This window comes from Tsuneonella sp. HG249, from assembly GCF_053819205.1.
The window spans coordinates 945,451-967,501 of the sequence record NZ_JBSOQY010000001.1 but is presented as its reverse complement, the minus strand read 5'-3'; the positions used below and the strand labels follow the sequence as shown (position 1 = coordinate 967,501).

Below are 22,051 nucleotides of genomic sequence, written 5' to 3'. Positions count from 1 at the left end.
GAAGACTCGAGATGCCAGACTACACCTTCTATCATAACCCCATGAGCCGGGGGCAGATTGCCCGGTGGGCGCTCCACGAGGCGGCTGCCGACTACGAAACCGTGCTGGTCGACTGGCAGGCCAAGCCCGCTGCCTTTCTGAACGCCAACCCGATGGGCAAGGTACCGACGATCGTCCACCATCACGGAGGGCACGATCACGTGGTGAGCGAGGCGGCGGCCATTTGCCATTACCTTGCCGAGGCGACCGCGCCCGCCCTTCTTCCCGATGACCACGAGAGGGCGAGCTACTTCCGCTGGCTTTTCTTCGCGGCGGGGCCGTTCGAACAGGCCGTGGTGGCAAAGTCGATGGGATGGGAGGTCGCCAAGGATCGCGAAGTAATGGCCGGCTTCGGCAACTTCGACCGGACGATCGACGCAATCGAAGGGTGGCTGGCAAGCAACGACTACGTGTGCGGTGAACGGTTCACGATGGCCGACGTTTACGTCGGCAGCCAGATCGACTGGGGCCTTCAATTCGGCTCTATCCCTACCCGACCTTCGTTCGAAGCGTATGCCGCTCGCTTGCGCCAACGCGAAGCCTATAAAGCGGCCAAGGCAATCGACGGCAACCTGATCGCCGAAGCGCAGGCCAAGAACTAGGCCAGCGCGGTGCTCTTCCGTAGCAGTTGGTAGGCTTCGACGACCTTCGTCAACCGATCCTCATGCCTCCGGTCGCCGCCATTGCGATCGGGGTGATAACGGCGAACGAGTTCATAGTATCGTCGCCGCAGTGAATGGCGGTCGACCTCGGCGGTCAGGTCCAATGTGGTCAGCGCGTCCTGCTCGTCGCGTGTGAACCGGCTCGCCTGCGCCCTGCCTTGGGCTCGCTTGCGGATATCGCTCGCCCGGGCGCCGATGGCTTCGAGCGGATCGTCGAAGTCGGCCCAGCGCGGCGCCCCGCCCACTCCGGCATCTGCGCGAAAGGCCCGCGTAGTACTCGAGTTGGCCCAGCCGGCCGCCGGGTGTTGCGCGGCGACGATTTCGTCCGCGCTCATTCCGTCGAACCAGTTGTACGCGGCGTTGAACTCGCGCACGTGATCGAGACAGAACCACAGGCTCTCGCCCGGCCCGTCGAACCCCGCAGTGCGCAATCCGGGAGCACGGAACTGGCCCGCTTCGTCGCACCCGGGTGCCTGGCATTCCTGAACGCGGTCCTCGTGCCGCCCGTGAAATCGCATCGACCGCATCGGAGGCGAAGTGGGCATGGACAAGCAGCCTCGCAACCCCCAGAAAACGCCCATGCCAGGCCAGTTGCAGAGCGAAATCGAATCGCTGCTCACCGCCGCGTTTGCGCCGAGCCGCCTTCAAGTGATCAACGACAGCGCCCAGCACCGCGGTCATTCGGGCGACGACGGTAGCGGCGAATCCCATTTCACGGTCGTCGTCGAGAGCGCTGCCTTCAAGGACAAGTCGCGGCTCGAACGCCAACGCATGATCAATGCCGCGCTGGGCGACATTCCGGGCAACCGCGTCCACGCTCTGGCCATTCGGGCATTTGCTCCGGGAGATGCGCCTTGAGTGTAACCGACACGATCCAGCCGGTAACCCACGACCTCGGCCAGTTCCAGGTGCGCCGAGTACTGCCTTCTCGCGGGCGGACGATGGTCGGCCCGTTCATCTTCGTCGACGAGTTCGGGCCCGCACAGCTCGAAATCGGAACGGGAATGGACGTGCGCCCGCACCCGCACATCAACCTCGCCACCGTCACCTGGCTGTTCGAAGGGGCGATCGATCACCGGGACAGCCTGGGCACATTGGCGACGATTCGTCCGGGGCAAGTGAACTTGATGACCGCGGGGCGCGGGATCGTCCATTCGGAGCGCAGTCCGCAAGAAGAGCGAAATGGCGGCAAGCTCTACGGCATGCAGACCTGGCTCGCGCTGCCCGATGGCGCGGAAGAGATCGACCCGGCCTTCGAAGCACGGACCGATCTGCCCTTTCTCGACGACGAGTGCAGCAGCGCGCAGATCATCATGGGCACGCTATGGGGCAAGACCGCGCCCACTACTTGCCATTCGCAGACCATCTACGCCGAGATCAACCTTGGCCCCGGCGGCCTTGTCCCTGTCGATCCCGACGCCGACGAGCGCGCGGTTATGCTGGTCGGCGGCGAGGCCTCGCTTGATGGCCATCCGCTCGATACCTACGTGCTGACAGTGCTGTCGCCCGGCGCAAGCATGGCGCTGCGCTCGGATCGCGGCGGCCGGGTGATGTTGCTGGGCGGCGAGGCGTTCGGGACCAAGCGGCATGTTTGGTGGAACTTCGTCAGCTCGAGCCGCGACCGCATCAACCAGGCTAAGGACGACTGGCGCGCGGGCCGTTTCCCACTGGTCCCCGGCGACAGCGAGGAATTCATTCCCATTCCCGACCAGCCTAACACGGTAAGCTACCCATGAACTTCGGCGGCAAAGTCGCCTGGATCACCGGCGCCTCGAGCGGCATCGGGGCGGCGCTGGCGCGACAATGGGCGGGGCGCGGCGGTCATGCGGTGCTGTCGAGCCGCGATGTCGAGCGACTGCAGGCCGTGGCCGAGGGATTGCCAACCGAGGCGCTGGTGCTGCCTTTCGACGTTCGCGATGAACCAGGTCTCGCTACTGCGGCCGCCAAGGCGCTTCAATGGAAGGGCGGGGTCGATCTCGCGGTGGCCAACGCGGGCATCTCGCAGCGCTCGGCAGCGGTCGATACCGACATGCGCGTTTACCGCGAGATCATCGAGGTCGACCTCGTCGCGCAGATCGCCTTCTCGCAAAGCCTGGTCCGGCCGATGACCGCTCGAGGCAGCGGGGCGCTTGCTTTCATATCGTCGATCGCGGGCAAGGTCGGGGTGCCCATGCGCACCGCCTACAGCGCCGCCAAGTTCGGGCTTGCCGGCTACGCCGATGCCTTGCGCGGTGAGTTGTCCCAAAGCGGGGTCAGCGTCCACGCGATCTATCCGGGTTCGATCCGCACCGACGTGAGCCGCAATGCGCTGACCGCCGATGGATCGGTGCGCGGCAAGAGCGACAAGGCGATCGACGAAGGGATCGACCCGGACGAGGCGGCGAATACGATGCTCGATGCGATCGCAGCGGGTCAGCGCGAGATCATCGTCGCCCGCGGGCCCGAACTCGCGATGGGCGAGGCTCGGCGCACGCCGGATGCGCTGTTCGATCAGGTCGCGGCGATGGTCGCCGCAGGTTACATGGAACGGCTCAGGGAAGGATAAGCGATGAAGCGCGTCAAACTCGCGAGCGGGATCGAGCTCGACACCATCGATGAGGGTCCCACCGACGCACCCGCGCTAATCTTCCTGCATGGCTTTCCGGAAAGCCACCGCACGTGGCGGCACCAGATTGCGCATTTTTCCGACCGCTACCGCTGCATCGCGCCCGACCAGCGCGGCTATCGCGGGTCGTCCAAGCCGCCCGAGGTGTCCGACTACACGCCCGACAAGCTGATCGGCGACATCTTCCAGCTCGCCGACGCGCTGGGGATCGAGCGGTTCACCATCCTCGGCCACGACTGGGGCGGCGCCATCGCGTGGGGAACCGCCATCGCCGGGCAAATGAACGGCCGCGTCACCCGCGCGGTGGTCGCCAACGCGCCGCACCCGGCGATCTTCCAGAAGCTGCTCTACACCAACCCGCATCAACGCGAGTCCAGCCAGTACATGCGCGGCTTCCGCGACCCGAAGAACGATGCGCTGGTGCGCGAGCACGGCCTAGCCGGCATCCTGCTGCAGGAGATCAAGTGGGACCGGGCCGACGCCATGGAGCCGGAAGAGCGCGCGCAGCTCTTCGCCGACTGGCAGGACCGCGACGCAGCGTTCGCGATGCTCAACTGGTACCGCGCCAGCCCGATCGATATCCCGCCGCTCGATGCGCCTTACGAGGTGCCCGACGGCTGGGCTCCGCCGCCGCTCCCGAACCTGACCATCCCGACGCTCGTGATCTGGGGCATGGACGACCTCGCGCTACCGCCCGAGAACCTCGAGGGGCTCGACGCGATCATCGACGACCTTGACGTGGTCGAAGTGCCCGGAAGCGGACATTTCGTGCCGTGGGAGGCGCCCGATGCGGTCAATAAGGCAATCGGTGAGTTCCTGGATCGCACGAGCTGAATAGGTGGGACACTGAAGCGGGGTGATTTCAAAATACCGCGCTGCGTTAAATTATCTTTCCAATCAGATAATTATTCCCCAGTGGTATCGTCGCATTTGTGACCTTTGGATCTCCAACAGCCTCAACCGAGCTAGGCTGGGTTCAACCGCCGATGTCAAAGAGCAGGGCGTAGCGATAGCGCACTCAAGCCGTGTAGGAAAACGGTCTAGCCCAGCCACTTGATCCACGCGCCGTGTGGATGGGCTTCGGATAGCGGCAATCCCTCACCCCCGCTGGGCCAATAGCGCACGACCATTTCGTGGCGATGGGTGTCTCGGTTCGCTTCGAGCGCGATCCATGCGAGCGGCCGTTCACTGGTTGCCCGGGCGCCGGCCGCTTCCATCGCAGCCGTCACCCGCGCCTGCTGGTCGTGGGGCACGTACTGCCACACGATCGAATGCATTAGCACGCGGGTGATCCCCTCCGCCTGCGGCCTGGCCAGCGCTGCCTCGACGAAATCGGCCGCGTTCATTTGCACCAAGCCGGGCGCTTGCGCGCGGGCAGCCGCGACGGCCGCCTCGATCCGCCCGAAGCGGACCGTGTGCTCGGGCCAGACGTAGGCCGTCAACCGCAACGCCTGCGCAGGGTCGGTAAGGTCGACCGGGGCGACGTCGCAGCCCTTGAGGCTGACAATCTCGACATCGGCCGCGGGCGGCGGATTGCCCTTCCAATGGGGCTTGAACGCCATCACCGGCCGCTCCGGACCGACCAGCACCCCGCAAAGATCGTAAGCATAGCGGTCCATCATCAGGTTGATCCCCGCCGACGAGCCGATTTCAAGGCACTCGAAGCACGGGGGCAACCCCCGGCCCGCCAGCCACAGCATGGCCGCAGCGAAATTGCTCGAACGCCCCGCCTCGTTGGTCTGGGGTGGGCCATCGAGCCACGGCAGCAGCGCCGCCTCGTGGCGCTCGATCGCTGCGGCGATCAGCGCAAGGTCATCCGCTTCCTCGCCTCGATAGATCGCCCCGAGCGACGGTTCCGCATCCGAAAGGTGGAGCGAGTGGATGCCGCCCGCGACCCGCAGTGGTAGGGCATCGGCGAGCGGAGCGCCCTGCCAATCACGGATGCGACCGAGAAATTCGCCCTGAGTGTCGCTCGCGAGCAATGTGCCGACCGCTGACACCACTCGCGCGGTGATCGGGGCGTCGGCGTGGGAGCAGTAGGCGACCTGGTTGGCGAACGCGGTCGCGACCGCCCCGCCGCCCTGTGCATGCATGTCGATCGGTTGGTACTTCGGCTTGTCGGCGCCTTCGGCCATCTTGCGTTGCCCTTTCGCATAGTGCGCCCTAAGCGCGCCGCCATGCGCCAGCCGCTCACCTTCGCCGTGCCCAAGGGGCGCATCCTCGACGAGGCGCTGCCGCTGATGGCGCGCGCGGGTGTGGTGCCCGAAGCCGCTTTCCACGACAAGGGCGACCGGCGTTTGGCGTTCGATTGCGAAGGAAGCGAGGCGCGAATTATCCGGGTGCGGGCGTTCGACGTCGCGACCTTCGTCGCCCACGGTGCCGCCCAGGCCGGGATTGTCGGCGCCGACGTGATCGAGGAATTCGACTACTCCGATCTCTACGCGCCGGTCGATCTCGGCATCGGCCACTGCCGCCTTTCCGTCGCGGAACCGGCCGCGGGCGCGGCTTCGATCGACGGCGCCAGCCACGTGCGGGTGGCGACCAAGTATCCCAATCTCACCCGCCGCCATTTCGAGGCGCGAGGGGTGCAGGCCGAGTGCGTGAAGCTCAACGGGGCGATGGAGATCGCGCCCGCGCTCGGGCTGGCGGGGCGCATCGTCGACCTCGTTTCGAGCGGGCAGACGCTGAAGGACAACGGCCTCGTGGAGACGGCGACGATCATGGAGATTACCGCCCGGCTGATCGTCAATCGCGCCGCGCTCAAGACCGATCCGCGCGTCGCCGCGCTGGTCGAGCGCTTCCGTGGAAACGTGCAATGAAGCGCTTGATCGCCAGCGATGCAGCGTTTCAAAAGGCGTTCCAGCGCCTGGTGGACAATCGCAGGGAGAGTGACGACGACGTCGCCTCCGATGTCGCCGACATTATCGAGCGGGTCAGAAACAACGGCGACGCCGCGCTCAGCGAATACACCCAGCGGTTCGACGACCACCAGCTGACCGAAGAAGGCGACTGGCGCATCGAGCTGGCCGATTGCCGGGCGGCATTCGACGCGCTGGATCCCAACATTCGCGATGCCCTGAACCTCGCGGCGGACCGCATCCGGGCTTTCCACGAAAGGCAGCTTCCTACCGACCGCGACGAGACCGACGCCGCGGGGGTTCGCCTCGGGGCGCGCTGGCGCCCGGTCGATTCCGCCGGGCTCTACGTGCCGGGCGGGCGGGCTGCGTATCCCTCCTCGCTGCTGATGAACGCCATTCCGGCCAAGGTAGCCGGGGTCGAGCGACTCGCTGTGGTTACCCCCACGCCGGGCGGCAAGACCAACCCGCTGGTGCTGGCCGCCGCGCACATCGCCGGGGTCGACGAAGTCTGGCGCATCGGCGGGGCGCAGGCGATCGCGGCGCTCGCCTACGGCACCAAGCGCATCCACCGGGTCGACGTCGTCACCGGCCCGGGCAATGCCTGGGTCGCCGAAGCCAAGCGCCAGCTATTCGGCGTGGTAGGCATCGACATGGTGGCCGGCCCGAGCGAGATTCTCGTCATCGCCGACAATGCCAACGATCCCGACTGGATTGCCGCCGACCTCCTGAGCCAGGCCGAGCACGATCCCGACGCGCAGTCGATCCTGATCACCGACGACGCGATGTTCGCCGAACAGGTCGAGGACCGCCTGGACGTTCAGTGCGCCATGCTCTCGACTCGCAAGGTCGCGCGCCAGAGCTGGGACGACCACGGCGTGATCATCGTGGTCGAGCGGCTCGAGCAGGCCATCCCCCTCGCCAACGCGCTGGCCGCCGAGCACGTCGAACTCGCGGTCGCGGACCCCGAACCGTTCCTCGACGGCATTCGCCACGCCGGCAGCGTGTTCATCGGCCGTCTCGCACCCGAAGCGGTGGGCGATTACGTCGCCGGCCCCAACCATGTCCTGCCCACCGGACGCCGCGCGCGGTTCTCCAGCGGATTGTCGGTGCTCGACTTCATGAAGCGGACTAGCTTCATCGAGCTCGGCGCCGATGCGCTCGGCGCCATCGGGCCCGCCGCCGCCGCCCTGGCGCACGCCGAGGGGCTTCCGGCGCACGCGCTGTCGATCGAGATGAGACTTAAATGAGCAATCCCCGCAGCCAGGCCCGTTCGGCCGCCCGCCTCGCCGCCGTCCAGGCGCTCTACCAACAGCACATGGAAGGCACAGGCGAAGCGCGCCTGCTCGACGAGTTCCACCGCCACCGCCTCGGCATGACCGACGACGAGGGCGATACCGAGTTCGCCGATGCCGAAGTTGATTTCTTCGACGACCTGGTCAAGGGCGCCCTCGCGCGGCGTGACGAGATCGACGACCTGCTCACCGCACGCCTCGCCGAAGGCTGGACTCTCGCCCGGCTCGACAAGACGATGCTGCAAATCCTCCGCGCCGGCGCCTACGAACTGCTCGCCCGCCCCGACGTGCCGGTTGCCGCGGCGATCAGCGAATGGGTCGATGTAGCGAAGGCCTTCTTCGACGACCGCGAGGCCAGGTTCGTCAACGGCGTGCTGGACGCCGTCGCCAAGAGCGTGCGCTGAGCGGCGAGGCCGCCTTCATCGAAGCCCTGCGCCGCCTGGCGACCCATCCCGCCGCTCGCGGTCTGGCAGACGACTGCGCGGTTCTCGCCTTCGGCAGCGAGACGCTCGTCCTGACGCACGACACGATGGTCGAGGGGGTCCACTGGCTGCCGGGCCAGGACATGGCCGACGTGGCGTGGAAGCTGGTGGCGGTGAACCTGTCGGATCTCGCGGCGAAGGGGGCGGAGCCGGCCGGCGTCCTGCTCGGCCACACGCTTGGCGAAGGCGACGAGCGGTTCATTGCCGGGCTCCAGGAAGCGCTGCGCGCATACGATGTACCGCTGCTGGGCGGCGATACCGTGGCCGGTTGCGGAGCGCGGACGCTGGGCCTGACCGCTATAGGGCGGGCGACGCACCTACCTGTGCCCTCGCGAGCCGGCGCGCAGGCAGGAGATGGCGTTTGGCTGGCCGGCCAGGTGGGCGCGGCAATGCTCGGGTTCGAGGCCGTGCGCGACGGCGGCGGCGGCGACAGCATGGCCTATCGCCGCCCCTGCCCGTTGCTGGCCGAAGGCCGAGCGCTGGCGCCGCACGTCAGCGCGATGATGGACGTGTCGGACGGGGTGCTGCTCGATGCCTCGCGGATCGCCGCCGCGAGCGGGGTCACGCTCGATATCGACACCCGCGCGGTGCCCGTTGCCGCACCGGAAGATCGGCGCGCCGAAGCCCTGCGGTGGGGCGATGATTACGCCCTGCTGTTCACGGCTCCGGCGGGCTGCCGGCCTCGGGTGACTGCCCAACGGATCGGCATCGTCCTCGAGCGCGGCGAGCAACCGCTGCTGGTCGACGGCGAACCGCCCGCACCGGGCGACCGGCTTGGCTACTCGCACGGCGCCTGACGGCGGAAAACGGGCGGTTTCAGGCTTGCGCGCCCGAGTCGCGGCCCTATAGCTCGCCGCTCCATGCCGCGCGGGAGATGCGGCTTTTCCAGGTTAAGCAGGAGGGGACTTACCCGTGGACTTGGTTCTTATTTCGATAGCTTTGGGCGCGCTCGCCGTGGTTTACGGCTGGCTCACCAGCATGCAGGTGCTGCGCTCGTCGCCCGGCAGTGCAAAGATGCAGGAGATCGCCGCGGCGATCCAGGAAGGGGCGCAGGCCTATCTGCGCCGGCAGTACACCACCATCGCCATCGTCGGCGTGGTCGTCGCCGTCATCGTCTTCGCCTTCCTCGGCGAGATCAGCGCCGCCGGCTTCGTGCTGGGCGCGATCCTCTCGGGCGTGGCGGGCTTCATCGGGATGAACATCTCGGTGCGCTCGAACGTGCGGACCGCGCAGGCCGCTTCGGTCGGGCTGCAGGAGGGGCTGACCCTCGCCTTCCGCGCCGGCGCGATCACCGGGATGCTGGTCGCCGGCCTCGCGCTGCTCGCCATCGCCGTGTTCTTCTGGGTCCTCACCGGGCCGATGGACAAGGCGCCCAACAGCCGCGAAGTGATCGACGCGCTGGTCGCGCTCGCTTTCGGCGCTTCGCTGATCTCGATCTTCGCGCGTCTCGGCGGCGGGATCTTCACCAAGGCGGCCGACGTCGGCGCCGACCTCGTCGGCAAAGTCGAGGCAGGCATTCCGGAAGACGATCCACGCAACCCGGCGGTGATCGCCGACAACGTGGGCGACAACGTCGGCGACTGCGCCGGCATGGCCGCCGACTTGTTCGAGACCTACGTCGTCACCGTGGGCGCCACGATGGTGCTTACCGCGCTGCTCATGAAGGGCCTCGGCGACCTGCTGATGCCGATGATGAGCCTACCGCTGCTGATCGGCGGCGTGTGCATCGTCACTTCGATCATCGGCACCTACTTCGTCCGTCTCGGCGGGGGCAAGAACGTGATGGGCGCGATGTACAAGGGCTTCCTTGTCTCGGCTGTGCTCGCGGTTCCGGCGATCTGGTTCGCCATGACCCTCGCGCTCGGCGACGACCTTGGCGCCACCATCGGTGGCACCCAGGCCTTCACCGCCAATGCTGACGGCACTGTGACCGAGAGCCTCACCGGCGCGTTCACCGGGTGGGACTTGTTCCTGTGCGCGATCCTCGGCCTGGTCATCACCGGGCTGATCATCTGGATCACCGAGTACTACACCGGCACCAACTACCGCCCGGTGCGCTCGATCGCCAAGGCTTCGGAAACGGGCCACGGCACCAACGTGATCCAGGGCCTCGCCATCAGCATGGAAGCCACTGCGCTGCCGACGCTGGTGATCGTGGCGGGGATCATCATCGCCTACCAGCTCGCCGGGCTGATGGGCATCGCCTACGCGGCGACCGCGATGCTGGCGCTCGCCGGCATGGTCGTCGCGCTCGACGCTTACGGTCCTGTCACCGACAACGCCGGCGGCATCGCCGAGATGGCGGGCCTCGACGACAGCGTGCGCGAGAAGACCGACCTGCTCGACGCGGTGGGCAACACGACCAAGGCGGTGACCAAGGGCTACGCGATCGGATCGGCCGGCCTTGCCGCGCTGGTGCTGTTCGCCGCCTACACCACCGACTTGCGCGAGTTCTTCCCGAACCTGACGGTCGATTTCAGCCTCGAGAACCCGTACGTGATCGTCGGGCTGCTGCTCGGCGCGCTGCTGCCCTACCTGTTCGGGTCGATGGGCATGACCGCCGTCGGCCGCGCGGCGGGCGAGGTGGTCAAGGACGTGCGCGACCAGTTCGCCAAGGACCCGGGCATCATGACGTTCGAGTCCAAGCCGAACTACGCGCGCACGGTCGACCTCGTGACCAAGGCGGCGATCCGGGAGATGATCGTCCCCTCGCTGCTGCCGGTCGCCGCGCCGATCGTGGTCTACTTCGTGATCGCCGCGATCGCGGGGCAGGCCAACGGCTTCGCTGCGCTCGGCGCGCTGCTCCTCGGCGTGATCGTCGGCGGGCTGTTCGTGGCGATCTCGATGACCGCCGGCGGCGGTGCGTGGGACAACGCCAAGAAGTACATCGAGGACGGCCACCACGGCGGCAAGGGCTCCGAAGCCCACAAGGCCGCGGTGACCGGCGACACGGTCGGCGATCCCTACAAGGACACCGCCGGCCCGGCCGTGAACCCGATGATCAAGATCACCAACATCGTCGCGCTGCTGCTGCTCGCGGCGTTGGCGGCGGGGGGCGCGGGCTAAGCCTACGCTTCACCGTTAACGGGATCAGCAGACCCCGCCCCGTTTCCGGACGGGGCGGGGTTTTTGCTGCCCGCGTTAAGCCTTCTTCCAGCGCGTTGCGCTACGCGCGGAGGAGTTGGAACAGCCGCTCGCCTTTGACCATTCGCTCGCCGGCGACGCGACGCTGTCGGTGGTGCCGTGGCGTGAGTTCGCCGACCCTGCCGGTTGGGATGCGCTGGCGAGGCGGGCGACCGAGCCCAACCCGTTCGCCGAGCGCTGGTGCCTCGAAGCGGGCCTCAATGCATTTGGTCCCCAGGTCAGCCTTGCCGCCCTTACGGTCGAGGGAGAGCTTGCCGGAGTGATTCCGCTCGAGCGCTCATGGCGCTACGAGCAGTACCCCTTCCCTCACCTCGGCAACTGGGGCCACGCCAACGCCTTCTGCGGCGCCCCGCTCGTCGCGAGCGGGCACGAGCACGCGTTCTGGCGCGAACTCCTCTCGTGGAGCGACCGTCACGCGGGCGCTGCGTTGTTCCTGCATCTGGAACAGCTACCCGGTGACGGTCCGCTCTACACCGCGCTGCGCGACGTCTGCGCCGCCGAGGGCCGCGCCGCCGCGGCCGTGCAACGCACCGAGCGGGCGTTGCTCGCTTCCGATCTTTCGCCGGAGGAATACTTCAACGCGTCGCTCAGTGCCAAGAAGCGCAAGGAGCTGCGCCGGCAGTTTGCCCGCCTGTCCGAAGAGGGCGAGGTGCGGTTCGAACGGCGGCATGGCGCCACCGGTTTGCGCGCGTGGGCGGACCAGTTTCTCGAACTCGAAGCGGCGGGATGGAAAGGCAAGGAGGGCTCCGCGCTGGCCTCCGACGCCGCCAAGACGGCGTTCTTCCATGACGCCTTGGCGGGCGCGGCTGCCAACGGCCGCCTCGAGCGGCTCGCCATCATCCTCGACGGCGCGCCGATCGCGATGCTGGCGAACTTCATTACCCCACCCGGCGCTTACAGCTTCAAGACTGCCTACGACGAGCGCTTCGCCCGGTTTTCCCCCGGGGTGCTGCTCCAGCGGGAAAATCTCGACCTGCTCGCGCGTGAGGACATCGCATGGGCCGATAGCTGCGCCGCCGCCGACCACCCGATGATCGAACGCATCTGGCGGGAGAAGCGGCGGATCGTCCGGGTCAGCATTGCCATCGGCGGTCCTCTGCGCCGCGCGGCCGCCTCCGCGCTGTTCCGCGCCGAAACCCGCCGCCCGCTGGAAGGATTGTAGAGATGGACGCCCGCACCGGTTTCACCGCCCTCGACAACGCGGTATTCGGCCCGCAGGCGCGGATCGCCTTCGCCGCCGCATATCCGGAAAAGCCCGCAGTCATTCCGCAACGCCTCGGCGATCACCCGCTGCTGACGCTCGACGCACTCGCCGGCCTTGCTGCCCAGCTCCCCGAGCACTCGATCGAGTACAACCGCGGCGATCTCCCCATCGGGGTCGATGGCAAGCCCGGCGCCACCGGCATCTCGATCGAAGACACCATCCGCCACATCGCCACCAGCAATAGCTGGGCCGTGCTCAAGAACATCGAAGCGGTGCCCGAATACCAGGCGCTGCTGTTGTCGCTGCTGGAAGAGCTCAGGCCCACCATCGAGGCGCGCACCGGGGCCATGCTGCGGCCGCAGGGATTCGTGTTCATCTCAAGCCCGAACGCGGTGACGCCGTACCACTTCGATCCGGAGCACAACATCCTGCTCCAGCTCGTCGGCAACAAGGTGATGACCCAGTTCCCCGCGGGCGTGGACCGATATGCGCCCGATACCTTGCACGAAGGCTACCACACAGGCGGCCCGCGCGAGCTGACCTGGCGTGACGAGCTCGCCGAAGGCGGTACCGCATTTGCGCTCGGCCCGGGCGAGGCGCTGATGGTGCCGGTGATGGCACCGCATCACGTCAAGAACGGGCCGCAAAGCTCGATCTCGCTGTCGATCACCTGGCGCAGCGACTGGTCGTTCGCCGAAGCCGACGCGCGTTGCTGGAACGGGCTGATGCGCAAGGCAGGCCTCACCCCGCGCGCGCCCGGCCGCTGGCCCGCGACCAACCGGGGCAAAGCCTACGCCTGGCGCATCTCGCGCCGGTTGACGGGCGCGTAAAGGCGGCTCAATGCCGCGCCGATGACCGACAAGCCTACCGACGAACAACTAGTCGCCGATCTCCTGACCCTGCTCGATCCCACCCCGTTGGGCGACGATCGTTTCGAGGGGCCCCGCAAAAAGGGTGGCGTCGGCCGCGTGTTCGGCGGACAGGTGATCGCCCAGGCGCTTATCGCCGCGGAACGTACCGTCGACGAGGACCGCGCCGCGCACTCGCTCCATGCGTACTTCCTGCGCGGCGGGAGCGAGGATCATCCGATCGACCTCACCGTCGACCGCCAACTCGACGGCGGCAGCTTTTCCAACCGCCGCGTCGTCGCCGCCCAGCCGGGACCGGACGGCTCGATGCAGCCGATCCTCAATCTCGCGGCCAGCTTCCAGAAGCACCAGCCCGGCCTCGAGCACGAGCGTGCGGTGCCGCCGCAAGTCCCTGGCCCGGATGATCTCGAAAGCGATGAAGTCCTCCGCCTGCGCGTCGCTGACAAGATGCCCGAGCGCGTGCGGCACATCTTCACCGAGCCGCGCCCGATCGAGATCAAGGCCACCACCAGTCGCCACTGGCTGAGCGAAGGCCCGCAGGAGCCGGTGCAGAACTCGTGGTTCCGCGCGCGCAGTGCACTGCCCGACGACCCACGCATACACCGCGCGGTGCTGGCCTACCTCAGCGACATGCAACTGCTCGGTACCAGCATCATGCCTCACGGCCTCAGCTGGATGCGCGGCGAGGTGAAAAGCGCCAGCCTTGACCACGCGATCTGGTTCCATGCACCGTTCCGCGCCGATGAATGGCTGCTCTACACCTGCGACAGCCCGTGGTCCGGCGGCAGCCGGGGCTTCAACCGGGGACAGATATTCCAGGACGGACGGCTCGTGGCCAGCGTCGCGCAGGAAGGCATGATCCGGCGAAACGAGCCGCGCCAGCGGTGAAATCGGTCGCGAGCTAACTCGCCTTTAACCCCGTCCGGCGACTGTGCGGTTGGCACAGCGCAAGGAGTCGGCGGTTGAGTATCCAGGCCCGTTTCGAAGAACGTCCGGCGGACGAGCGCCAAGCCGCGCGGCGCACGCTGCAGCTTGGCGTCAGCGGGCGTTTCAGCACCGGCGGCGAAGGCCACGTCACCGTGCACAACCTGTCTGCCACTGGCCTGCTTTTGGAAACGGAGACTCCCCTAGCCGAAGGCGAGCGGATTTCGGTCGACCTGCCACTGGCGGGCGAACGGAGCGCCATTGTCGTCTGGTCCGACGTACCGATGCACGGATGCCGGTTCGATGAACCGCTTTCCTCGGGTGCGCTGAGCGCCGCGCAACTCCAAAGCGCGGTCCGCCCCAGCGAGGTTGAGGATGCGATCTCAGCCGAAGACTTCGGCACCCGGCTGCGTCGCCTGCGCATCGAGCGCGGACTCTCGCTGGCCGACATCGCCGACCGCCTCGGCGTCAGCAAACCCACGGTATGGGCCTGGGAGCATGGCAAGTCGCGCCCGGTCGAGCGGCGGCTCACCGGCCTTGCCGAAGCACTTGGGGTCACTCCGGGCGGCCTGGAGCCGGCACCCGCGGGCTCCCCCCAGGCAGTCGAGCGGGGCCGGCGCCAGATCGCCGAGGCCTACGGCGTCGAACCGTCGCGCGTGCGGATCATGATCGAGCTCTGACAACGGCCCAATTGTCAAAATCCCCTTGCAAGTTTTCCCCAACTGATAAAAGAAAACGTAGTTAACAAATCGCGTTTTTCTGTCGATAACTCAAATCGTTAGCCGAAGCTAACACGACTTCTAACGTGTACTGTTGACCGGACAGAGGGGCAATACTCTTTTCGATCGTTTTGCGTTAGTTTCGGCTCACGCAACTGGGGGTCTTCGTTAGTTCCATACCAGCGAATCGGTTGGTGTGGGCGCCGAACAGGGGCGATTTGAATATGTGGGGCAATATTTCGCCGGGCGAATGCTCGGCGCTCTATCGGCTGGTCGCGGAAAGCCCGACCGACCTTGTGCTCAAGACGGATCGCATGGGGCGTATCGTCCATGCCACGCCGGCGACCGCCGGTCTCGGTCTCGCCTTGGCGGGCGACCCGGTCGGCAGGCATTTGCTCGAACTGCTGCACCCCTCGTACTCGGAGATCGTGCTGGCGGAGCATGCCGCGGCGGTCGGCGGTGACGCGCGCAGCGGCTGGCTCGAAGTGCTGGCACTGGCGCAGGACGGCGGCCATCGCTGGCTCGAGATGAAGCTCGGCGCGCTACCCGATCACGACGGGGCTTTGGGCATCTTCCGCTCGATCGACGACCGCCGCGCGCTCGAGGATCGGCTGTTCGTCGCGTCGATGACCGATCCGCTCACTCACCTTTCGAATCGGGAGGCTTTCAACCGCATGCTCTCGCACTTGGTGGAGAGCGGGACTGCCGGGCATGTGGGCCTGTTCGACCTCGATCACTTCCGCACCATCAACCTCAATCACGGCCACAGCGGCGGCGACCGGGTGCTGGTGGCATTCGCGCGCCTGCTCCGCAGCCTCCTGCGGGACGACGACATCGTCAGCCGGATGGGTGGGGGCACGTTCGGCGTGCTTCTGCCCGATGTCGATGCAGCGACGGCGCACTCGGCCTGCGCGCGGGTGATAGCGGCCATGACGGAGCTCAACGAAGGGGCGAGCCGGGCCCGTCTCACCGCCAGTGCCGGGGTCGCACGGTTCGCGGGCTCCGCCGATGCGACGCTGCGGGAAGCGGAACTGGCGCTCCTCGCGGCGAAATCGCGGGGCCGCAACCGGGTCGAGCGGGCTCTCCCGCGGGCTCGCGCGCACTAGCATCGCGGCGTCGTGGCCGCCCGGGCTATCGCCCCGCTTTGCCGAGCTTCGCGCTATCCATGATCGCGCGGACTTCCCCCAGATGCGCGTCGAAGTAGTGCAACTTGGGGGCGTCCCAGTTGATCAGGTATAGGCGGTCCCCGATGATCGCGCCGCGCACCAGCCCCTTACGGGCGACTTCGTCGGCCCCGGTGAAGGTATGCTCGAATTCCACCCCCGGATGCCCGGCGAGCGTGGCGGGACGGACGTAGTTCACCTCGAAAAGCGATCCACCCAGCACCGTGCGGGCGGTATCCTCGAAGAATTCGACCAAATCTGTCGGCAGCATCTTCGGGTCGAACTTCGGGAGCGGTGCCTTCTTCTTGCTCTTTTCCTTGAACAGCGGCTCGCCCGCCCTCACGCCGAGCCAGAAATCGAGTTCGCCGAGCGTCGTCCCGTCCTTGGTCCAGATCTCGGTGCGCCGGGTGGGCCGCTCGGTGGCGCGGTTCCAATCATCGGGCGGCGTCACCACGAGGGCGCCGCCCACCACCTCGCGCGGCGTGCCCGACTCGACGAGCCGCCACTGCGCGGCGGCGGGGCTGGACACTGCTGCGCTGGCGAGCGCGAGCGCCATGAGGATCCGCTTCATGCGCCTTCTCCCGCCATCGCCTTGAGCATCGCGTAGTCGTAGGCTTCCGGGTTCTGCACCAGGTAATCGCGCAGGGCCGCCTGCCCCCCCGCCTTGTCGCCGCTTCGCAGCAGCGCAAGCCCCAGCCCGCGGCCGCTTTCCGCAGGGGCGTCGCCCTTGGCGATCGCCTGTCGGTAGAATTCAGCCGCCTTGGCGAAGTCATCACCCTTGCCCCGCGCCCGGTAGAGCTCGGCGCGGGCATAAAGCAGGTCGCCGGTCCAGCCGGAGGGCTCGGTTCCCGCCAGCGTCGCCAGCAGATATTCGGTCCCGCCGAAATCGCCTAGCGAGATCTGATCGTCGATCAGGCGGGCCCACCATGGGCCGATCGCCGACCTGTATTCGTCGGCACGGGTTTCCCCCGGGTCGGCACCTGCCTTGGCCTCGGCGAGCTTGGCTAGCGTGCCCATCCGCTCCGTCGAGCGCGGGTGAGTCGCGAACATGCCGCCGGTCTTGTCCTTCTGGCTCTTGTGATGGCGCGCCGCCGCCGTCGCGTCGAGCTCCGCGCCCAGTTGCGACCATACCGCCGATGCCGCGCGCGGATCGTAACCGCCCCGCACCATTTCGTCGATCGAGCCGGCGTCCGCCTCGCGCTCCATGTCGCGGCTGAAGGAATAGACGCTACCGATGAGTGCGATCTGGCTCGCCATCCCGAGGTACGGAATCGGGATGAAACTCAGCCAGCTCAGCGCATCGGTCTTCTTGCGGATATCCTTGAACAGCCGCAGCGAATGACGGTTCTCGAAGTGCGTGAACTCGTGTCCCAGCACGGCGGCCAGCTGCGCTTCGTTGCGCATGCGCAGGAGCAGGCCCGTGTTGACGATGGTCAGCCCGTTAGGCGCCATGCTCGCGTTGAAATAGGGCGTGCGCACGATGTAGAGCCGCACCGAGCGGCACCGCTCCTCGCTCACGGCCCGGCACAGCACCTCGCGCACGTATTGGTTGAGCGCGGGGTCGGTGACGAGGAACTTGCTCGTCTTCAGCTCGCGTTCGGCTTCGTCCATCTGGTACCACAGCCCGCGTTCGAGCTCGTCGCTCGGCTGATAGCCCGTGGTGCTCGGAGCCGTATCCGCGGCCGCGAGTGGTTGCGCGGCCAGCGTACCGGCCATCAGCGCGGCGACGAGTTGGCGCGCCTTCACGGTTTCGGCTCCGGCTTCGGCCCATCCTGCTTGTCTTCGACCGTCCCGGTGCCGGGCAACTCGATCGTGGCCGCTCCCTTCGGATCAGGGACAGGGACGGGTTCCGGAGCGGCGAGCACCGGACCGGTGGCCTTCGCGGGAAACTCCTCGAGCAACTGCGCGACGCGTTTGTCGGCGCCGTCGGGGGTCCGTACGTCGCCCCCCATGGCCAGGTCGGCATTGAGCCAGACGAGGTCCCCGGTGGTGAGATCGACGAGCCCCGCGTAGCCGACGTGAACGCCCGACGGCATCAGGCCGAAGCCCATCACCGCGCCGAGGATCTGCGCCACCTTGCGGCCGGTCGAGCCGTAGGAGTCGTAAGTGTAGAAAAACAACCCGTAGTCGCCGCCCAGCGCCCTGAGCTGCGCGGCCTCGTCACCCAGCGTCCAGTCGAATTCCTTCTTCTTGGTCGGCAGACGGTTGCCCGGGAACATCTTGTGGTTGAAAGCCGCCTCCGCGACCGTGCGGAACAGCGCGGTATAGTCCGAGACGAGCTGGTTTTGCGGCCCTTCGAGCTCGGGAACCATCACCAGGCTAGTGCCGCGCGCGGCCTGCTGGCGGGTAAGCGCGGCGATTAAATGGGTCTTGGCCGCTTCGGTCCACTCGACGCTTGGCTCATTCATCCCCCCGGTGGTTTGCTCGCCGACGGCGACGTTGGGGCGGAAGACGAGAATCTTCACCTCGCCCGCGGGCAGTCGAAAGCCTTCCTGCACCGCGGTGGATTCTCCTCCACCAAACTGGGCATGGGCCGGCGCGATCGGCACGATCGCCGCGGTCACGGACAAAGCCAGAGCCAGTCGAATCGGTTTCATCGGGTGTGCGACCCCCCAGTCACGGAAGGCGCCAAATTGCATCGCAAGCGCTTAATGCGCCATGAAAAACCCGTTCATCCGTCGAGCTTGGCCTTGAGCAGCTGGTTGACCACCCCCGGATTACCCTTGCCAGCCATCGCCTTCATCGTCTGGCCGACGAAGAAGCCGAACAGCTTGTCCTTGCCGCCGCGGTATTCTTCGACCTTGTCGGCATTGGCGGCGAGCACCTCGTCGATCACCGCTTCGATCGCGCCGGTGTCGGACTGCTGCTTGAGGCCTTCGGTGTCGGCGATTTCGGCCGGGTCGCGGCCGGTCTTGAGGACGATCTCGTAGATTTCCTTGGCTTGGCCGCCGCTGATCTCGCCTGCGGCCTGCATCTTGAGGATCGCCGCTTGCGCATCGGCGGTGGCGTGCGCCTCGTCCGCCTCGGCGCCGAGCGCGTTGAGCACCCCGGGAGCGACCGACAGCGTCCAGTTGGCGACCTGCGTGGCGATTTCCTTGCCCGGCTTGCCGAGCGCCGTGGCGGTGGCCTCGAGCAGCTCTTCGAAGCGGCGAAAGCCCTCGACGTCGGCAGTCAGCTGGCCCGCATTGTAGGCGCTCAAACCTAGTTCCTCGACGTAGCGCCGGCGCTTAGGGTCGGGCAGTTCGGGCAGGCTCTCGCGACACTCGCTCAGAAACGCATCGTCGAGTTCCAGCGGCAGGAGGTCCGGATCGGGGAAGTAACGGTAATCGTGCGCGTCTTCCTTACTGCGCATCGCGCGGGTGGTGCCGGTACCGGGATCGAACAGACGGGTTTCCTGCACGATCGAACCACCATCCTCCAGCACATCGACCTGGCGGCGCGCCTCGTGCTCGATCGTCTGCATGACGAAGCGCACCGAGTTGACGTTCTTGGTCTCGGTACGCGTGCCGAATTCGTCACCCGGCTTGCGTACGCTGACGTTGACGTCGGCACGCATCGAGCCTTCTTCCATGTTGCCGTCGCAGCTACCGACATAGCGCAGGATCGCGCGCAGCTTGCGCACGTAGGCCCCCGCCTCGGCGGGCGAGCGCATGTCCGGCTTGCTGACGATCTCCATCAGCGCCACGCCGCTGCGGTTGAGATCGACGTAGGACATCGACGGATGCTGGTCGTGCATCAGCTTGCCGGCGTCCTGCTCGACGTGAATGCGCTCGATGCCGATGGTCTTGTCGGTGGGGATGCCCGCCTTCTCGTCCGCCTCGATCGACAGCGCGCCCTCGCCCACCAGCGGGTGGTAGAGCTGGCTGATCTGGTAGCCCTGCGGCAGGTCGGCGTAGAAGTAGTTCTTGCGGTCGAACCGGCTCCAGCGATTGATCTGCGCCTCGATCGCCATCCCGGTGCGCACCGCCTGGCGGATGCACTCGCGGTTGGGCACCGGCAGCATCCCCGGCATCGCAGCGTCGACGAGGGAGACCTGTGCGTTGGGCTCGGCCCCGAACGTCGTTGAGGCTCCCGAGAACAGCTTGGCGTTCGAGGTCACCTGCGCATGAACCTCGAGGCCGATCACGACCTCCCATTCGCCGGTGGCGCCTTGGATGCGGTAGCTACTCATCGTCAATCAGCTTTCCATCCTTATCGAAGCGCGCCTCGCCGTGCTTCACCCGACGTGCGACAATCGCCGGGATGATGGACAGAACGATTACCACAGCGATCCCCGCTACCGTCTCCATCGCCCCGATGTTCACCACCATTTCTCCGGCCTGGCGTTGAACATCGCCCGCTGCTCGATGGCCAGCCCTGCGTTGAGCACGCCCTGCTCGTCGAAAGCGCGGCCGATGAGCTGCAGGCCGAGCGGCAGGCCGTCGCCGTTGAGGCCGCAGGGGACGCTCATCGCGGGAAGGCCGGCGAGGCTGGCGGGGACGGCGAATACGTCGTTGAGGTACATCGCCAGCGGATCGTCGACCTTGTCACCGAGCGGGAAGCTGGCGGTTGGCGTCGTGGGCGCAAGGATCACGTCGGACTGCGTGAAGGCTTCGTCGAAGTCCCGCGCGATCAGCGTGCGGACCTTCTGCGCCTGGTTGTAGTAGGCGTCGTAGAAGCCCGCCGAGAGAACGTAAGTGCCGATGAGGATGCGGCGCTTGACCTCGTCACCGAACCCGGCGGCGCGGGTGGCGGCGTACATGTCCTGCAGGTTCGCACCCGGCGGCAAGTCGCGCAAGCCGTAGCGGACCCCGTCGTAACGGGCGAGGTTGCTCGAGGCCTCGGCGGGGGCGACGATGTAGTACGCGGGGAGCGCGTACTTGGTGTGTGGCAGGCTGACCTCGACCACCTCGGCCCCGGCATCCTTGAGCCACTCGATCCCGCGGTCCCAGCTGGCGAGGATTTCGGGGTCGGTGCCGTCCATCCGGTATTCGCGCGGGACGCCAACGCGTTTGCCGCGCATGTCGGGGTTCAGGCCCGCTTCCCACTCAGGAACCGGCATATCGAGGCTGGTGGCGTCTTTCGGATCGAACCCGGCCATCGCCTCGAGCATGATCGCGCAGTCGGTGACGTCGCGCGCCATCGGCCCGGCCTGGTCGAGGCTGCTGGCGAAGGCGACCACGCCCCAGCGGCTGCAGCGGCCATAGGTCGGCTTGATGCCCGAAATGCCGGTGAACGCGGCCGGCTGGCGGATCGAGCCGCCTGTATCGGTCCCGGTCGCCGCCGGGCACAGCCGCGCGGCCACCGCCGTAGAACTGCCGCCCGATGAGCCGCCGGGCGCGAGGCCGGCGTTGCTGCCCGCCTTGCGCCAGGGGGAGATGACGTTGCCGAAATAGCTCGTCTCGTTCGACGAACCCATCGCGAACTGGTCGAGGTTGAGCTTGCCCAGCATCCCCGCGCCCGCACGCCACAAGTTGGCGGAAACCGTGCTCTCGTACTCCGGCACGAAACCTTCGAGGATGTGGCTTGCGGCCGTGGTCTGCACGCCTTGGGTGGCGAAAAGGTCCTTCATGCCGATCGGCACGCCGGCCATTTTCCCGAGCGCTTCCCCTTTAGCCCGCGCAGCATCGACCGCATCAGCGGCTTCGAGCGCCTTTTCAGGCGTGGCGACGATGAATGCATTGAGGGCGCTCTGCGCGGCGGCGACGTTGGCGTTGAACGCCTCGGCCACCTCGCGCGCGGAGAACTCGCCCCCGGCCACCCCGTCTCGGATCGCCTGGACGCCCAGATCGGTAAGGTCGGCCATTACTCGATCACCTTGGGCACGCCGAAGAAGCCGTGCTCAGCCGCGGGCGCGTTCGCCAGGACCTTGTCGCGGATGCCGCCGCCGGTGAGCGGATCGGCATCGACCACATCGTCGCGCAGGCGCAGCGTGTTGGGGATTACCGCGGTCATCGGTTCCACGCCGCTGGTGTCGACCTCGGCCAGCTGCTCGACCCAGGCGAGGATATTGTTCAGTTCGGGCACCATGTGGTCGAGCGCCGCGTCATCGAGCTTGATGCGCGCGAGGCTGCCGACCTTGGCCACGGTCTTTCGGGAAACGGACATGGC

24 protein-coding genes are annotated in these 22,051 nt (G+C 67.1%); 15 read left to right on the top strand and 9 right to left on the bottom strand.

Annotation, left to right across the window (positions count from 1 at the left end; genetic code table 11):
• Positions 1-11 precede the first annotated feature (11 nt).
• On the top strand, positions 12-641 hold the full coding sequence (locus tag ACWPM1_RS04770) for a glutathione S-transferase family protein (protein ID WP_455693692.1): 630 nt from the start codon (positions 12-14) through the stop codon (positions 639-641).
• Here ACWPM1_RS04770 and ACWPM1_RS04765 read toward each other — a convergent pair.
• Entirely contained in the window at positions 638-1,228 is a 591-nt protein-coding gene (locus ACWPM1_RS04765) for a J domain-containing protein (RefSeq protein WP_455693691.1), read from the bottom strand. The genes ACWPM1_RS04770 and ACWPM1_RS04765 overlap by 4 nt on opposite strands.
• Before the next feature lie 52 nt (positions 1,229-1,280).
• On the opposite strand from ACWPM1_RS04765, the gene ACWPM1_RS04760 reads away from it, so the two are divergent.
• From ACWPM1_RS04760 to ACWPM1_RS04745, 4 genes are read left to right on the top strand one after another with little or no spacing between them, the layout of a single operon-like run.
• A complete protein-coding gene (locus ACWPM1_RS04760) occupies positions 1,281-1,559 on the top strand; it encodes a BolA family protein (protein WP_455695124.1) in 279 nt (92 codons plus the stop codon).
• Positions 1,556-2,437 (top strand): pirin family protein, encoded by an 882-nt coding sequence (locus ACWPM1_RS04755; RefSeq protein ID WP_455693690.1) that lies wholly within the window; start codon positions 1,556-1,558, stop codon positions 2,435-2,437. Before ACWPM1_RS04760 ends, ACWPM1_RS04755 begins: the two co-directional genes overlap by 4 nt.
• Positions 2,434-3,246, top strand: coding sequence for an SDR family NAD(P)-dependent oxidoreductase (locus tag ACWPM1_RS04750; RefSeq protein WP_455693689.1), 813 nt, complete (start codon positions 2,434-2,436; stop codon positions 3,244-3,246). The genes ACWPM1_RS04755 and ACWPM1_RS04750 overlap by 4 nt, the downstream gene beginning before the upstream one ends.
• Positions 3,247-3,249: 3 nt before the next feature.
• Positions 3,250-4,140: an alpha/beta fold hydrolase gene (locus ACWPM1_RS04745; protein ID WP_455693688.1), complete on the top strand. Its 891-nt coding sequence runs from the start codon at positions 3,250-3,252 to the stop codon at positions 4,138-4,140.
• Between the two features lie 206 nt (positions 4,141-4,346).
• Here ACWPM1_RS04745 and ACWPM1_RS04740 read toward each other — a convergent pair whose 3' ends face one another.
• Positions 4,347-5,441: a DUF2332 domain-containing protein gene (locus ACWPM1_RS04740; RefSeq protein WP_455693687.1), complete on the bottom strand. Its 1,095-nt coding sequence runs from the start codon at positions 5,439-5,441 to the stop codon at positions 4,347-4,349.
• A 42-nt stretch (positions 5,442-5,483) separates the two neighbouring features.
• Between ACWPM1_RS04740 and hisG the strand changes: the two genes are divergently transcribed.
• From hisG to ACWPM1_RS04690, 10 genes are all read left to right on the top strand, one after another.
• Positions 5,484-6,125, top strand: coding sequence for an ATP phosphoribosyltransferase (hisG, locus tag ACWPM1_RS04735; protein ID WP_455693686.1), 642 nt, complete (start codon positions 5,484-5,486; stop codon positions 6,123-6,125).
• The gene (gene hisD, locus ACWPM1_RS04730; protein ID WP_455693685.1) at positions 6,122-7,411 is read left to right on the top strand and encodes a histidinol dehydrogenase; all 1,290 of its coding nucleotides are present in this window, start codon (positions 6,122-6,124) and stop codon (positions 7,409-7,411) included. The genes hisG and hisD overlap by 4 nt, the downstream gene beginning before the upstream one ends.
• The gene (gene nusB, locus ACWPM1_RS04725; protein ID WP_455693684.1) at positions 7,408-7,860 is read left to right on the top strand and encodes a transcription antitermination factor NusB; all 453 of its coding nucleotides are present in this window, start codon (positions 7,408-7,410) and stop codon (positions 7,858-7,860) included. The genes hisD and nusB overlap by 4 nt, the downstream gene beginning before the upstream one ends.
• Positions 7,857-8,735 carry a thiamine-phosphate kinase gene (gene thiL / locus ACWPM1_RS04720; protein WP_455695123.1) on the top strand — a complete coding sequence of 293 codons (879 nt, stop codon included), beginning with the start codon at positions 7,857-7,859 and terminating at the stop codon, positions 8,733-8,735. The genes nusB and thiL overlap by 4 nt, the downstream gene beginning before the upstream one ends.
• A 181-nt stretch (positions 8,736-8,916) precedes the next feature.
• Positions 8,917-11,004 carry a sodium-translocating pyrophosphatase gene (locus ACWPM1_RS04715; RefSeq protein ID WP_455695122.1) on the top strand — a complete coding sequence of 696 codons (2,088 nt, stop codon included), beginning with the start codon at positions 8,917-8,919 and terminating at the stop codon, positions 11,002-11,004.
• A 115-nt stretch (positions 11,005-11,119) separates the two neighbouring features.
• Complete coding sequence (locus ACWPM1_RS04710) at positions 11,120-12,244, top strand: GNAT family N-acetyltransferase (protein ID WP_455693683.1); 1,125 nt, start codon at positions 11,120-11,122, stop codon at positions 12,242-12,244.
• 2 nt (positions 12,245-12,246) lie between these two features.
• Positions 12,247-13,116 (top strand): transcriptional regulator, encoded by an 870-nt coding sequence (locus ACWPM1_RS04705; protein ID WP_455693682.1) that lies wholly within the window; start codon positions 12,247-12,249, stop codon positions 13,114-13,116.
• A gap of 21 nt (positions 13,117-13,137) precedes the next feature.
• On the top strand, positions 13,138-14,043 hold the full coding sequence (locus ACWPM1_RS04700) for an acyl-CoA thioesterase (RefSeq protein ID WP_455693681.1): 906 nt from the start codon (positions 13,138-13,140) through the stop codon (positions 14,041-14,043).
• Positions 14,044-14,117: 74 nt separating this feature from the next.
• On the top strand, positions 14,118-14,759 hold the full coding sequence (locus ACWPM1_RS04695; RefSeq protein ID WP_455693680.1) for a helix-turn-helix domain-containing protein: 642 nt from the start codon (positions 14,118-14,120) through the stop codon (positions 14,757-14,759).
• A gap of 263 nt (positions 14,760-15,022) precedes the next feature.
• Complete coding sequence (locus tag ACWPM1_RS04690) at positions 15,023-15,904, top strand: diguanylate cyclase domain-containing protein (protein ID WP_455693679.1); 882 nt, start codon at positions 15,023-15,025, stop codon at positions 15,902-15,904.
• Between the two features lie 25 nt (positions 15,905-15,929).
• Here ACWPM1_RS04690 and ACWPM1_RS04685 read toward each other — a convergent pair whose 3' ends face one another.
• From ACWPM1_RS04685 to gatC, 7 genes are all read right to left on the bottom strand, one after another.
• A complete protein-coding gene (locus tag ACWPM1_RS04685) occupies positions 15,930-16,532 on the bottom strand; it encodes a hypothetical protein (protein ID WP_455693678.1) in 603 nt (200 codons plus the stop codon).
• The gene (locus ACWPM1_RS04680) at positions 16,529-17,707 is read right to left on the bottom strand and encodes a M48 family metalloprotease (RefSeq protein ID WP_455693677.1); all 1,179 of its coding nucleotides are present in this window, start codon (positions 17,705-17,707) and stop codon (positions 16,529-16,531) included. Before ACWPM1_RS04680 ends, ACWPM1_RS04685 begins: the two co-directional genes overlap by 4 nt.
• Complete coding sequence (locus ACWPM1_RS04675) at positions 17,704-18,558, bottom strand: hypothetical protein (RefSeq protein WP_455693676.1); 855 nt, start codon at positions 18,556-18,558, stop codon at positions 17,704-17,706. Before ACWPM1_RS04675 ends, ACWPM1_RS04680 begins: the two co-directional genes overlap by 4 nt.
• Positions 18,559-18,632: 74 nt before the next feature.
• Entirely contained in the window at positions 18,633-20,132 is a 1,500-nt protein-coding gene (gatB, locus tag ACWPM1_RS04670; RefSeq protein WP_455693675.1) for an Asp-tRNA(Asn)/Glu-tRNA(Gln) amidotransferase subunit GatB, read from the bottom strand.
• Positions 20,125-20,265: a hypothetical protein gene (locus tag ACWPM1_RS04665; protein WP_455693674.1), complete on the bottom strand. Its 141-nt coding sequence runs from the start codon at positions 20,263-20,265 to the stop codon at positions 20,125-20,127. The genes gatB and ACWPM1_RS04665 overlap by 8 nt, the downstream gene beginning before the upstream one ends.
• Positions 20,262-21,746 carry an Asp-tRNA(Asn)/Glu-tRNA(Gln) amidotransferase subunit GatA gene (gene gatA / locus ACWPM1_RS04660; RefSeq protein ID WP_455693673.1) on the bottom strand — a complete coding sequence of 495 codons (1,485 nt, stop codon included), beginning with the start codon at positions 21,744-21,746 and terminating at the stop codon, positions 20,262-20,264. Before gatA ends, ACWPM1_RS04665 begins: the two co-directional genes overlap by 4 nt.
• A complete protein-coding gene (gene gatC / locus ACWPM1_RS04655; RefSeq protein ID WP_455693672.1) occupies positions 21,746-22,048 on the bottom strand; it encodes an Asp-tRNA(Asn)/Glu-tRNA(Gln) amidotransferase subunit GatC in 303 nt (100 codons plus the stop codon). Before gatC ends, gatA begins: the two co-directional genes overlap by 1 nt.
• Between the last annotated feature and the right edge of the window lie 3 nt (positions 22,049-22,051).

Bases quoted from the DNA above. Each gene is read 5' to 3' on its own strand.
- ACWPM1_RS04770 (WP_455693692.1), top strand. From the start codon at position 12: ATGCCAGACTACACCTTCTATCATAACCCCATGAGCCGGGGGCAGATT.
- ACWPM1_RS04765 (WP_455693691.1), bottom strand. From the start codon at position 1,228: ATGCGGTCGATGCGATTTCACGGGCGGCACGAGGACCGCGTTCAGGAA.
- ACWPM1_RS04760 (WP_455695124.1), top strand. From the start codon at position 1,281: ATGCCAGGCCAGTTGCAGAGCGAAATCGAATCGCTGCTCACCGCCGCG.
- ACWPM1_RS04750 (WP_455693689.1), top strand. From the start codon at position 2,434: ATGAACTTCGGCGGCAAAGTCGCCTGGATCACCGGCGCCTCGAGCGGC.
- ACWPM1_RS04745 (WP_455693688.1), top strand. From the start codon at position 3,250: ATGAAGCGCGTCAAACTCGCGAGCGGGATCGAGCTCGACACCATCGAT.
- ACWPM1_RS04740 (WP_455693687.1), bottom strand. From the start codon at position 5,441: ATGGCCGAAGGCGCCGACAAGCCGAAGTACCAACCGATCGACATGCAT.
- hisG (WP_455693686.1), top strand. From the start codon at position 5,484: ATGCGCCAGCCGCTCACCTTCGCCGTGCCCAAGGGGCGCATCCTCGAC.
- hisD (WP_455693685.1), top strand. From the start codon at position 6,122: ATGAAGCGCTTGATCGCCAGCGATGCAGCGTTTCAAAAGGCGTTCCAG.
- nusB (WP_455693684.1), top strand. From the start codon at position 7,408: ATGAGCAATCCCCGCAGCCAGGCCCGTTCGGCCGCCCGCCTCGCCGCC.
- ACWPM1_RS04715 (WP_455695122.1), top strand. From the start codon at position 8,917: ATGCAGGTGCTGCGCTCGTCGCCCGGCAGTGCAAAGATGCAGGAGATC.
- ACWPM1_RS04705 (WP_455693682.1), top strand. From the start codon at position 12,247: ATGGACGCCCGCACCGGTTTCACCGCCCTCGACAACGCGGTATTCGGC.
- ACWPM1_RS04700 (WP_455693681.1), top strand. From the start codon at position 13,138: ATGACCGACAAGCCTACCGACGAACAACTAGTCGCCGATCTCCTGACC.
- ACWPM1_RS04690 (WP_455693679.1), top strand. From the start codon at position 15,023: ATGTGGGGCAATATTTCGCCGGGCGAATGCTCGGCGCTCTATCGGCTG.
- ACWPM1_RS04685 (WP_455693678.1), bottom strand. From the start codon at position 16,532: ATGAAGCGGATCCTCATGGCGCTCGCGCTCGCCAGCGCAGCAGTGTCC.
- ACWPM1_RS04675 (WP_455693676.1), bottom strand. From the start codon at position 18,558: ATGAAACCGATTCGACTGGCTCTGGCTTTGTCCGTGACCGCGGCGATC.
- gatB (WP_455693675.1), bottom strand. From the start codon at position 20,132: ATGAGTAGCTACCGCATCCAAGGCGCCACCGGCGAATGGGAGGTCGTG.
- gatA (WP_455693673.1), bottom strand. From the start codon at position 21,746: ATGGCCGACCTTACCGATCTGGGCGTCCAGGCGATCCGAGACGGGGTG.
- gatC (WP_455693672.1), bottom strand. From the start codon at position 22,048: ATGTCCGTTTCCCGAAAGACCGTGGCCAAGGTCGGCAGCCTCGCGCGC.